This window comes from Longispora albida DSM 44784, assembly GCF_000379825.1.
Classification (GTDB): Bacteria; Actinomycetota; Actinomycetes; order Mycobacteriales; family Micromonosporaceae; genus Longispora; species Longispora albida.
Genome location: NZ_KB903814.1, coordinates 741534 through 755662, shown reverse-complemented (window position 1 = coordinate 755662; position 14129 = coordinate 741534). Strand labels below are relative to the sequence as shown.

The following is a 14129-nucleotide window of genomic DNA, read 5'->3' as shown; positions in this document are numbered from 1 at the left end:
CGTAAAACCCAGCAAACAATATAATTCCCGACATTACTATGCGTTGTATGGCAAATGGCTTGATCGGCTTCGTACGTGACGTTCTCTCACGTCACTCCGGCGTGCGCCGTGCGGTACCGGCCGCCCTGGCGACGGCGCTGCTCGCGTCGGTGTCGCTCGCTGCCATCGCCCTGCCGCCCACCCGGGCCGAGGCATACCAGACGCACACCTCGGGCTGGACCGTTCCGTCGACCGGCGTGAACACCACGGGTACGAACACACTGGCCTCTGGCCTGACTATCACTCTCGCTGTCGCGGGGCCCTACCAGCGGATCACCAGCTCGAGCTGGCCGCCGAGCAACCGGGGCGCCACCTCGGCCATGTTCCAGCCGCCAGTACCGACGTCCACGCAGTTCATCGCCTTCGCCACCGACGGGACGGGCTGCGCCGCCGGGAAGGCCTGCGACAACCGGGGCACCGTCACCGTCACCTTCAGCCAGCCGGTACGCAACCCTGTCATCCACGTGGCCGGTATCGGCGCGGCGTTCGCCCCGAACTACAGCCAGGCCCAGCACAACCTGACCAGTTCCGTCCCGGCCGGCGCGACCCTGGGTGCCGCCAGCTCCGGTTCGACGAACCTGGTGGTGAACAACGGTAACCAGATCGACGTGATCCAGCGTTCGGCCTCCACGTACTGCAATTCGCTGCAGAACGCGGCTCTGTACCTGGCCGGCTGCGGCAGCGTGCCGGTCGTCGGCACGGTCACCTCGCTGACCTTCACCATGAGCCTGCCGAGTGTCCAGGGACCGAACAATCCCGCCACGGCGATCCAGAACGACGACTACATGTTCGGGGTCAGCGTCGACGAGGACTACGGTGACGCCCCGGCGACGTACGAGCAGGGCAACGCCGCCACCCACGTCGCCGGCGACCTGACGATCGGGTCCGGGGTCACCGTCGACAACGCGAACGTCCAGAACACCGGCAGCGGCGCGGTGAGCCCGAACGCGAGCGCTGACGCGTCCAGGGACGCCGACGACATGCCGCCTCCGGCGGACGCCTTCGCCGGGCAGGCGTACACCCTGGACGTGCCGCTGTCCGGAGTGTCCAGAAGCGGCATCGTCTGCGGCTGGATCGACGTGGGGCGCAACGGCACCTTCGACACGGCCGAACGGGCCTGCGGAACGTTCGCGGCCGACGCCACCTCCGTCCGGCTCGCCTGGCCGGCCACTGCCATCCCCTCGACGGCGACGCTCGGCAGTACGTTCCTCCGGGTCCGCGCCGACTACGGCGCCTCGGCCACCCTCAACCCGAACGGGCCGCTCGACAGCGGCGAGGTCGAGGACTGGCCGATCGTCGTCCGGGGCCCGCTCACGTACGCGAAGACGCTGGCGCAGGCGCCCACGCCGGTCGCTGGCAGTCCCGGCGTGTACGAGACCAGGTACGAGCTGAGGGTCGTCAACCCCAACCCGACGGCCGTGTCCTACGCCATCACCGACCAGCTGGCGTACGGCGCGGGCACCACGATCGTCTCCACATCGTCCGTCAACACGACGCCGGGCACCCTGACCGGCGGTACTGGGTGGAATGGCGCGGACCAGACGGCCGCGACCGGTACCCAGTCCATCGCGGGCGGTAACACGGCACACGTGTGGACCGTGACCGTCCGCGCCACTCTCAACCTGAGCCAGGTGACGGCGGCCTCCAGCGACTGCACCATGGCGGCCGGCGAGACCGGCACGGGAGCCTGGAACAACTCGACGCTCGTCGCCGGAGCCCAGTCCACCAGCAGCTCCGCGTGCGCGCCGTTCCCCGCAGTGACACAGGTCAAGAGGCTCGTGTCCGCGAACCCGGCCGGCAACGGCGACTGGGACCTGGCCTACGACGTCGTGGTCAGCAACGGCGGATCAGCCTCCGGCACCTACACACTGGACGACCGGTTCACGTTCGGCCAGGGCATCACCGTCAAGTCCCAGTCGGTGACCACGACCGCCGCCGGAGTGACCCCGAGCGCGACGTGGAATGGCGCGGCCAACGTCAACGTCGTCACCAGTCAGCTGCTCGCCGCTGGTTCGACGCACACGTTCCGGGTCACGGCCCGGGCCACAGCGCCGCTGAGTGCACCGAGTGCCGCCTCGACGGACTGCGCGCTCGACAGCGGCGAGACCGGTACCGGCTTCCTCAACCAGTCCACGCTGACCGTCGCCGGGCAGGCGTTCCCGGCTTCCGCCTGCGCGCCGTCCACGAGCATCACCATCGCGAAGGCCGTTACCGGGCAGCCGGTTCCGGTCGCGGGCCAGCCCGGTGTGTACGACATGAAGTACGAGCTGAGCGTCACCAACTCCGGCGCGGCGGCTGGCACGTACAACCTCACGGACGTGCTCAAGCCGGGTACCGGGATCAGCGTCGTGTCGGCCTCCGCCGCGAACACGGCACCCGGCACGCTGACCGGCACGGCGAACTGGAACGGCCAGGCCCAGCCATCGGTCGCCTCGGGGATCGCCATCGCCGCAGGCCCGGTCACGCACGTGTGGACGCTGACCGTCCGGTACCGCATGGACGTTGCCACCACCACAGCCGCCTCCGCTGACTGCACCCTGGCGCCGGGCGAGACTGGTACCGGCACCCGCAACGAAGGCACCGTCACCAGCAACGGCCAGTCCGCGACCGCGAACGCCTGCGCCGCGCTGCCCGCGATCACGCACTCGAAGTATCTCGTCACGTCCAACCCGAACGGCGACGGCACGTACACGCTCACGTACAACGTCGTGGTCACCAACAGTGGCGGGGCTTCCGGGACGTACACCCTCGACGACCAGTTCAGGTTCGGCGCTGGCATCACGATTTCGGCCCGGTCGGTCATCACGACCGCCGCCGGGGTGACGCCGAGCGCGTCGTGGAACGGTGCCGGGACGACCCGGATCGTCACCGACCAGGCTCTCGCGGCCGGCGCCAGCCACACGTACCAGGTCACCGTCACGGCCGCCGTCCCGCTGACCGCCCCGAACGCGAACGCCACGAACTGCCATCTCGACCCGGGCGAGACGGGTACCGGTTTCCTGAACGAGGCCACGCTCGCCACCGCAGGCCAGTCCACCGTCCGCGACGCGTGCACCACGACACCCAGCGTGGCGATCACGAAAACGGTCTCGGCGCAGCCGGCTCCGGTCGCGGGCCAGCCGGGCACGTTCGAGCTGAAGTACGAGGTGAAGGTCGTCAACTCCGGTACCGGTACCGTCACCTACAACCTGACCGACGCGCTCAAATTCGGCACGGGCATCACTGTCGTGTCGGCCGCCGTCACGGCCCCGGGATCGGCTGCCTGGAACGGCCAGGCTCAGCAGGCCGTGGCCACGGCGGCCTCGCTGACCGGCGGTTCGAGCCAGGCGTGGACGGTCACCGTCCGGTACCGGCTCGACCAGGCCACGGTCACCGCCGCGTCGGCCAACTGCACGCTGGACGCCAGCGAGACGGGCACCGGTACCCGGAACGAGACCACCCTGACCGTCAACGGCCAGCAGGCCTCGGCCAGCGCGTGCGCCCCGGTCACCCTGCCAGCCATCTCCCACACCAAGCGGCTCGTGTCGGTGACTCCGGCCGGGGGCGGCAACCAGACGGCCGTCTACGAGCTGGTCGTGACGAACACCGGGGCCGACGGCCGGTACACGCTGGACGACCGGTTGCGCTTCGGGGACGGGATCTCCGTCGCCGCAGCCCGGGTGACCACTAGTCCCGCAGGTGTCACGCCCAGCCCTGCATGGGACGGCGGCACCGATCCCCGCATCGTCACCGATCAGGCTCTCGCAGCCGGTGCCACGCACACGTACCAGATCACGGTGACCGCAGCCGTGCCGCTGTCGGCCACGTCAACGGCCACCGACTGCACTGTCGACAGTGGAGAGAGCGGTACCGGCCTCCTCAACCAGTCCACGCTGACCGCCTTCGGCCCGGCTGAGACGCGGACCGCGTGCGCCCCGACGCCGAGCATCGCGATCACCAAGCGGGTGTCGGCCGAGCCGGTCCCGGTCGCCGGGCAGCCCGGCGTGTACCAGGTGAGCTACCAGCTCTCCGCCACCAACTCCGGCGCGGGCGCTGGCACGTACGACCTGGTCGACGTGCTCAGGTACGGGACGGGCGTCAGCGTCGTGTCCGCGTCGGCGGCGAACACCACTCCCGGCACCCTGACCGGTACCGCAGGCTGGAATGGCCGGACCCAGACCACTGTCGCGACGGGTCAGGCTCTCGCGGCCGGTACCAGTCACGTGTGGACGGTGACGGTGCAGTTCCGGGTCGATCCGGCACAGGCGACGGCCGCCTCCACCGACTGCTCGGTCGCGGCGGGGGAGCAGGGCACGGGTACACGGAACGAGACCACCATCATCAGCAACGGCCTGACAGCCAGCGCAGACGCCTGTGCCGAGGTCCCATCGATCTCGCACACGAAGCGGCTGGTCTCGGCCACGCCAGCTGGCAACGGCACCTACACGGTGCTCTACGACATCGACGTCACCAACTCCGGCACGGCTGCGGGGACCTACACCCTTGACGACCAGCTCGCCTTCGGCGCGGGCATCACGGTTTCGTCGGCTGCCGTCTCCAGCTCCACGTCCGGCGTCAGCCCGAGCCCGGCGTGGAACGGCACAGGCGATCAGCGGGTCATCGCCGGCAAGCTCATCACCGGCGGTGCGACGCACACCTTCCGGGTCACCGTCACCGCACAGGTTCCGCTCTCGCTGGCTGCCGCCGCGACCAACTGCACTGTGGACAGTGGCGAGTCCGGCACCGGATTCCGCAACACGTCGACGCTGAGCACGGCTGGGCAGCAGGTCACCCAGTCCGCCTGCGGCCCGGTCCCGAGCATCGAGATCACCAAGACCGTCGCTGCCCAGCCAGCGCCGGTCGCTGGCCAGCCTGGAGTCTTCGATATCCAGTACCAGCTGAGGGTCGTCAACTCCGGCGCGGGTTCTGGCACGTACGACCTGGCTGACGTGCTGCGCTACGGCACGGGCATCGCCGTGCAGTCCGCCTCGGTGGCCAACACGACGCCTGGCACGCTGACCCCGGCGGCCGGCTGGAACGGCCAGTCGCAGGCGACCATCGTGTCCGGTGGCGCCATCGCCGCCGGGGAGAGCCACGTCTGGACGGTCACCGCCCGGTACCGGATCGACCAGTCCATCATCACCGCCGCCTCTGCCGACTGCACGCTCGACGACAGCGAGTCCGGTACCGGTACCCGCAACGAGACGGCCCTGACGGCAAACGGCCTCACCGCCCCGGACGACGCCTGCGCGCCCGTCGCCCTGCCAGCCATCTCGCACACGAAGCGCCTGGTCTCGGCGACGCCGGCGGGGGCCGGCCAGCAGACCGTGGTCTACGAGGTCACGGTCACGAACGGCGGGGCCGCCGGCACGTACACCCTCGACGACCAGCTGCGGTTCGGCCAGGGCATCACCGTCGTCAGCCAGTCGGCGACGACAACCGCAGCAGGCGTCACACCTTCCGCGTCGTGGAACGGCAGCACCGGCACCCGGATCGTGACCAGCCAGCCGATCGATGCCGGAGCGACGCACACGTTCACGATCACCGCGACCGCGTCGGTCCCGCTGTCCGGCGTACCGGACAGGGCCACCGACTGCACACTCGACATCGGTGAAGCGGGCACGGGCCTCCTGAACCAGTCCACCATGACCGCCGTCGGGCCGGCCCAGACCCGGACGGCCTGCGCGCCCGTGTCCAGCCTGACGATCACGAAACGTGTCACCTCCGCTCCCGTCGCGGTGCCAGACCAGCCCGGGGTCTACGTGATCGGCTACACCATCGAGGTCGCCAACACGGGCGCGGGAGCCACCACCTACGACCTGACCGACACGCTGAGGCTCGGTGCGGGGCTCACCGTGGTCGAGACGCGCGCCGAGAACACCACGCCCGGAACGCTGACCGCTACCCCTGGCTGGAACGGCCGGACGCAGACGACAGTCGCCACGGGTGCCGCGATCGACGCCGAGGACGTCCATACGTGGTCCGTGCTGGTCAGGTACAGCGTGGACACGTCGGTCGCGACGGACGCGTCCACGGACTGCACGCTGGCGGCAGGGGAGACCGGTACAGGTACGCGCAACGAGGCCACGGTGATCAGCAACGGCCTGACGGAAGACGCGAACGCCTGTGCCGAGACCGCCTCGATCGTCCACGTCAAGCGGCTGACCTCGGTGACACCGGCGGGCAACGGCACCTACACCGTGACCTACGAGGTGGCAGTCAGGAACGCCGGCTCGGCCGAAGGCGAGTACTCCCTGGACGACCAGCTCCGCTTCGGCCAGGGCATCACCGTCCGGAGCCGGTCCGTGGCGACCAGCGCGCCAGGTGTCACGCCCAGCCCGGACTGGAACGGTGCTGCCAGCCAGCGGATCGTCACCGGCCAGGCGATCGACGGAGGCGTGACGCACACGTACCAGATCACCGTGACGGCCGACGTGCCGCCGGCGATGGCGAGCGGGGACACGAACTGCACGCTGTCCCCGGGCCAGGCGGGGACAGGGTTCCTCAACGTCGCGACACTCACGGTCGCGGGCCGCCCGTCAGCGCAGACGGACTGCGCGACGGTGCCGAGCATCGCGCTCACGAAGGCCGTCAGCGCCCAGCCCGTGCCGGTCGCTGGCCAGCCGGGGGTCTACGACATCCAGTACGAGGTCCGCGTCGTCAACTCCGGCTACGGGGCCGGTGGCTACGACCTGGCGGACGTGCTCAGGTACGGCACCGGCGTCAGCGTCGTCTCGGCCTCGGTGAGCGCGCCGGCGACGACCCCGCTGCCGCCCGGTTCCGGCACCTGGAACGGCCAGGCCCAGCCGGTCGTCGCGTCCGGCCACGCCATTCCCGGCCGCACGAGCCAGGTGTGGACGGTGTCCGTCCGGTATCGCATCGACCAGTCCGTCATCACCACGACCGCCGCCAACTGCACCCTGGACGCTGGCGAGACCGGTACCGGCACGCGCAACGAGGCCACCCTCACCACCAACGGCCACACGCTCACTGCGAACGACTGCGCACCGGTCGCGCTGCCCGCCGTCTCCCACACGAAACGAGTGGTGTCGGTGACTCCGGCCGGCGGAGGCAGGCAGACCGTGGTGTACCAGATCGTGGTGACGAACACCGGTGCCGCCGGTCTGTACACACTGGACGATCAGCTTCGTTTCGGCGCCGGCATCGCGGTGTCCGGCGCGCAGGTGACGACCAGCGCGGCGGGTGTCACGCCCAGCGGGACGTGGAACGGCGGCTCGGACATCCGGGTCGTCACGAACCAGCCGATCGCGGCTGGGGCCTCGCACACGTACCAGGTCACCGCGACCGCAGCCGTGCCGCTGGCCACCACGGGTGCCCTCGCCGACTGCGTGCTCGACAGCGGGGAGAACGGTACCGGGCTGCTCAACCAGTCCACCATGACGGCAGTGGGGCCGGCGCAGACCCGGACGGCGTGCGCTCCGACGCCGAGCATCGCGTTCACGAAGTCGATCTCCGCCCAGCCGGCACCCGTCGCCGGGCAGCCCGGTGTGTACCAGATGACCTACGCGCTCCGGGTCGCCAACGCCGGTGCCGGCGCCGGGACCTACGACCTGGTCGACACGCTCAAGTTCGGTACCGGCGTCACGGTGCTGTCCGCGCTGGTGACGAACACAGCACCAGGCACGCTGCCTCCGGTACCCGGCTGGAACGGCACGACACAGACCGCCGTCAGCACGGGGACCGCCCTCGGCGCGGCCACGGCTCACGTGTGGACGGTGACCGTTCAGTACCGGGTGGACACCTCCACCGCGACGCAGACCTCCACGGACTGCACCCTCTCCAGCGGCGAGTCCGGTACCGGGACGCTCAACGAGGCGACGCTGATCAGCAACGGCCTCACCACCGACGCGAACGCCTGTGCCGCGACGCCCGCGATCAGCCACACCAAGCGGCTCGTGTCGGCCACACCGGCCGGTAATGGCACGTACGCGCTGGCCTACGAGCTGACAGTCACGAACGCGGGCGCGGGGTCCGGCAGCTACACCCTCGATGACCAGCTCCGTTTCGGCACGGGCATCACTGTCCAGAGCCGTTCGGTGTCGGCGGGCACCGCAGGCGTCACGCCCAGCCCGGCCTGGAACGGTGCTACCGACCAGCGCATCGTCACCGATCAGCCGATCGCCGGGGCGACCACGCACACGTACCAGATCACTGCCACCGTCGCCGTGCCCCAGTCGATGACCGCCGCGAGCACCGACTGCACACTGGCGGCCGGCGAGTCCGGTACCGGCTTCCTCAACGCCTCGGCCCTCACCGTCGCAGGGCAGGTCACCAACGGCTCGGCGTGCGCACCGGCACCGAGCATCGCGCTGACGAAGACGATCACCAAGCAGCCTGCCGTCGTACCCGGCCAGCCAGGCGTCCGCGAACTCACCTACGAGCTGCGGGTCACCAACTCCGGGGCCGGGGCCGGTACCTACGACCTGAGCGACACCCTGCGCTACGGGACGGGGCTCGCAGTCCTGTCCGCCGCTGTCGCCAACACGGTCCCCGGGAGCCTCACTCCGGCGGCTGGCTGGAACGGCGGCGCGCAGCCGGTCATCGCCACGGGCCAGGCCCTCGCGCCGGGCACCGGGCACACCTGGACCGTGACGGTCCGGTTCGGCGTCGACCAGGCCACAGCCACCCCCGCCTCCACGGACTGCACTGTCGACAGCGGAGAGACCGGTACCGGAACGCGCAACGAGGCGGTTCTGGTCAGCAATGGTCAGACCGCCAGCGCGGCTGCCTGCGCGCCGGTCGCCGCGATCAGCCACACCAAGCGCCTCGTGTCGGCGGCCCCGGCCGGGAACGGCACGTGGGCAGTCAGCTACGAGGTCGTCGTCACCAACCGTGGCGCAGGGGCAGGTGACTACACCCTCGACGACACGTTCCAGTTCGGCGCGGGCATCACGGTGCGGGGGAACCCGGCCCTCACCGGCGGTGTCGCGCCTTCGGTCAGCTGGAACGGAGCCGGCGACACGCGGATCGTCACTGATCAGGCGCTGGCTGGCGGGGCTGAGCACCGGTACCAGATCACCGCGACCGTGCTCGTCCCGCTGACAGCTCCCACGTCGCAGAGCACGAACTGCACGCTGGAGCCCGGCGAGACGGGTACCGGCCTGCTGAACTCGGCCACGCTGGCCACAGACGCTGGCACAGCCACGGCGACCGCGTGCGAGCAGACGCCGAGCTTCGAGTACGCGAAGCTCGTCTCGGCCGGGCCGACCCCGGTCGCGGGCTCGCCGGACACGTTCAACCTGACCTACGAACTCCGGGTGCAGAACAACGGCGCTGCTGGGGGCACGTACGACCTGGCCGACCGGCTCACCTACGGCACAGGGGTCGCGGTGCAGCCTGCTCCGGCGGTCGTCAACACCACGCCGGGCGGGCTGACGCCGGTCGCAGGCTGGAACGGCACAGGGCAGCAGCAGGTGGTGACCGGGCAGCCGCTCGCGGCCGGGGCACTGCACGTGTGGACGGTGACCGTCCGCTACACCGTCGACAAGGCCACGATCACTGCCGCTTCGGCCGACTGCGCTCTCGCGGCTGGCGAATCCGGGACCGGTACCCGGAACGTGATGACCCTGACCATCAACGGCACCCAGTTCACGAAGGACGCCTGCGTACCAGTGACGGCCGTCGGCACCACGAAGACCACCGTCTCGGCGGCTCCCTCCGGTAACGGGCAGTGGACGGTTGTCTACGACGTCACCGTCACCAACGGCGGGGCGGCGACCACGTACAGCCTCGATGACCGGCTCCGCTACGACCCGGCCATCACGATCGTCTCCGCCACGGTGACCGCCCCGGCCGGCGTGACGGCCTCACCGGCCTGGAACGGCCGCGACCAGGCCACCCTCGTCACCGGCCAGGAGATTCCGGCCAGCACCACGCACACGTACCGGGTCACGATCATCGCCGCCGTCCCGGCCAGCAGCCCGGCCCGCACCGCGACCGACTGCACCCTCGACGCCGGCGAGACCGGCACCGGTCTCATGAACGAAGCCACGACCACGACCGCCGGCGGTACCGAGATCCACCGCGCGTGCCGGGAAACGCCCAGCGTTACGTTCGGCAAGGTGATCACGGAGCCACCGGCACCCGTGGCCGGCGGCTACCAGGTCACCTACGAGCTGCGCGTGGCGAACGACGGCGCGGGCGAGGGCACGTACGACCTGACCGACACCCTCCGCTTCGGCACGGGCGTGACGATCACGTCCGCGACAGCCGCCAACACCACTCCGGGCAGCCTGACCGTCAACCCCGCCTGGAACGGCCGCGCCGTGCCGGGCATCGTCGCCGGCCAGCTCATCGAGGCCGGTACGAGGCACACCTGGACGATCACCGTGTGGTACACAGTGGACTCCACGGCGACTGTCACCGCCACGGACTGCGCGCTCGACGCCGGCGAATCCGGCACCGGTACCCGCAACGATGCCCGGCTGACCATCAACGGCCTGCCTCTCGACCAGTCGGCCTGCGCGCCGGTAGCCGCAGTCACCCTGTCGAAGACGATCGCCTCCGACACGCCCGGTACGGACGGCCGCCGTGTGCTCGTGTACGACCTCGTGGCCGCCAACCGGGGCTCGGCCGCAGCTCTGTACACACTGGACGACAGTCTCCGCTTCGGCCAGGGCATCACCGTCGAGTCGGCAGCCGTGTCCGCGTCCCCGGCAGGCGTGACGGTGAACCCGGCCTGGTCCGGTACCGGGAACCTCGTCACCGGCCAGTCCCTGCCCGGCGGCACCCAGCACACGTACCGGATCACGGTCACCGCACGAGTCCCGGCCTCGGTGCCCGACCCGACCTCCACCGACTGCGCCCTCAGCGCCGGCGAAACCGGTACGGGGCTGCTCAACCAGGCGACGCTCACCACCGACGGCCGGACGCTCGGCAGCGAGGCGTGCGCGCCGACCCCGAGCCTGAGCCTGTCGAAGACCTCCGAGGGCATCGTCCGGGTCGCGGGAGCCGATGACACGTACGACGTCACGTACACCGTCGCCGTCGTCAATGGCGGAGCCGGAGCCGGCGCGTACGACCTGGCCGACCGGCCGCGTTTCGGTACCGGCCTGACGATCTTGTCCGCCCAGGCACCCGGCTCCGAGCCCGGCTGGAACGGCACGAGCCAGCCAGCCCTCGCGACCGCCAGGCCGATCGCGGCCGGCGCCACGCACCGCTGGACCGTCACCGTCCGCCTCAAGGCCGACCCGGCCACCGTCACCGGCCCGGCACTCGACTGCGCGCTGGACGCCGGCGAGCCCGGCACCGGTACCCGCAACGAGGCGGCACTGACCACCAGCGGCGCAACCCTCACCCAGCAGGCGTGTGAACCGATCGGCATCATCGTCCAGGACCCGAAGACCCTGGTATCGATGACCCCGCGCGGCAACGGGAACGTCGAGCTCGTCTACGAGCTGACCGTCCGCAACGTGGGCGCCGCAGGCACGTACACCCTCACTGACCAGCTCCGCTACGGCCAGGGCATCACGATCAGCGCCGTCGCCGTGACCACCACCCCGGCGGGCGTGACGACAGCACCGGACTTCGACGGCACCACACAGCCGCGCATCGTCACCGATCAGGCCATCGCTGCCAGCACGACACACGTCTACCGGGTCACGGTCACCGCGAACATCCCCATCTCAGCAGCCGCAGGCTCGACGGACTGTGAGCTGACCGGCAGTGAGACCGGCACGGGCCTCCTCAACTCCGCGACCCTCACCTCTGCCACCCGCACGGACACCAGGTCGGTGTGCCGGCCGACGCCGAGCCTCGCGTTCACCAAGACTGCCGGGACTCCGGTGCCAGTGGCGGGCCAGGACGACACGTTCGACCTGACCTACGACCTGGCCATCAGCAACAGCGGGGCCGGAGACGGCAGCTACGACCTGGCCGACCGGCTGCGGTTCGGCGCCGGCGTCCAGATCCAGCCCGCCCCGGCCATCGCGAACGTGACCCCGGGCGGCCTGGCTGTCACGCCCGGCTGGGACGGCAACGCCCAGCCAGCCGTCACCACGGCCCAGCCCATCGCGGCCGGTACCAGCCATGTGTGGCGAGTGACCGTCCGCTACAAGGCCGACCCGGCTACCATCACCGCGACCTCAGGTGACTGCACGCTCGCAACCGGCGAAACCGGCACCGGAACGCGCAACGACGCGACGCTGACCGTCAATGGTTCCACTGTGGACGCCTCAGCCTGCCGGCCGGTTGGCACGATTGTTGTCGACCCGAAGCGGATCGTGTCCAGCTCGCCGAAGGGCGACGGCACTTACGAGATCGTGTACGAGCTGGCCGTCAGCAACCCCGGCGGCGGGCCGGTCCCGTACGACGCCTCCGACCGGCTCCGCTTCGGCGCAGGCATCACTGTCAACTCCGCCGCCATCACCACCGGCCCCGGCGGAGTCGCCTGGAACCGACGCTGGAACGGCACCACCGACACCACGATCGGCACCGCCCTGCCGCTTCCGGCCGGCACGACCCACACGTACCGGATGACCGTCGTCGCCACCATCCCCACCACAGCGCCGGACACCGCTGCCACCGACTGCACTCTCGCGGCCGGCGAGCCCGGTACCGGGCTGCTCAACGAGGCCAGCGTCACCCGTGACGGCCGGACCACCACCACCTCGGCCTGCGCGCCGACGCCCAGCTTCGCCTTCGCCAAGCGGGTCACCAGCGAGCCGGCCTCGGTCGGCGGCGGGAACTACGAGGTGCGGTACGAGATCACTGTCTCCAACACCGGAGCCGGAGCCGGCATTTACGCCCTCGCGGACAAGCTCGCCTTCGGCCCCGGTGCGGCGATCACGGCAGCGACCGCGACCCCGCCCGCCGGCGTCACGCCCAGCCCCGGCGGCTGGAACGGCCAGGGACAGCCGATCCTGGCGAACAACCAGGTCCTCGCAGCCGGGACCGTCCACCTGTGGGCCATCACCGTCACCCTCCGGCAGGGAAGCGGAACGGTGCAGGCGAGCACCACTGACTGCACCCTCGACCCGGGCGAGACCGGCACCGGAACCCTGAACATCGCCACGCTGACCGTCAACGGGCGCACGGACCGGCAGGACGCCTGCGCCCCGTACCCGTTCATCACGATCGCCAAGAAGCCGGTCTCGGTCACGCCACTGGCCGCCAGCCCCGGCCTGCACGAGATCGTCTACGAGATCGCCGTCATCAATCTCGGCACCGCCGCCGGAGCCTACGGCGTTGACGACACCCTGGCCTACGGCGCGGGAGTCACGATCCAGTCTGCCGCCGTCACCGGCAAGCCAGACGGCGTCACCACGCGCCCGGACTGGAACGGCGTGACCCAGTCCCAGATCGCGACCGGCCAGGCGATCCCCGGCCGGACCACCCACGTCTACCAGGTGACCGTGCGGGCCAGCCTCCCGGCTGGCCTCCCGCCCAAGGTCACCGACTGCACGCTCGACCCGGGCGAGCGGGGTACCGGCCTCCTCAACCGGGCCGCGCTGACCGGCGACCTCCAGCAGGTCAGCGAGGCGTGCGCCCCGCTGCCCAGCATCGCCGTGACCAAGCGCCACACCGGAACCCGGCCCGTGCCGGGCGTCGCGGACACCCACGACGTGACGTACGAGATCGAGGTGGCCAACCGGGGTGCCGGGCCCGGGAACTACCTGGTAGCCGACGAGCTGACCTACGGCACGGGCGTGCAGATCGTGTCGGCCACAGTGGACGGTCCGGCGTCGCCCGACCCGGCATGGGACGGCCGGACAGTGCTCACCATCGCCAAGAGGGTCGCCATCAGCCCGGCAGCCCGGCACGTGTGGACGGTCTCGGTACGGATCAAGACCCCGGCCGCTATCGACCCCAGGGCCGCCGACTGCACCCTGGACGACGGCGAATCCGGTACCGGGCTGCGCAACCGGGCAACCGCCGCCCTGAACGGCATCCCGCTCCACTCGGAGGCCTGCGCGATGCCCCCGCCGCCGGCCCCGCGTCCGGTGCCCCCGGGGCCGGCCCCGGTACCCGGCCCGATCCCCGTCACCGGCAGCCGCCCGCTCCTCCTGCTCACCGCGGGCGGCATGGCTGTACTGGCGGGCGCCATCATGCTCGTGCTGGCCGGCTGGGTACGGCGCGAGACGGTCAGGTGA

The 14129-nt window shown here is 70.8% G+C and carries 1 protein-coding gene; it reads left to right on the top strand.

All coding sequences use genetic code 11. The features are described from left to right. The first annotated feature begins 47 nt into the window (after positions 1–47). A complete protein-coding gene (locus A3G1_RS0107615) occupies positions 48–14129 on the top strand; it encodes a beta strand repeat-containing protein (RefSeq protein ID WP_157640968.1) in 14082 nt (4693 codons plus the stop codon).

Coding starts and splice junctions, on each gene's coding strand:
- A3G1_RS0107615 (WP_157640968.1), top strand. CDS start 48: ATGGCAAATGGCTTGATCGGCTTCGTACGTGACGTTCTCTCACGTCAC.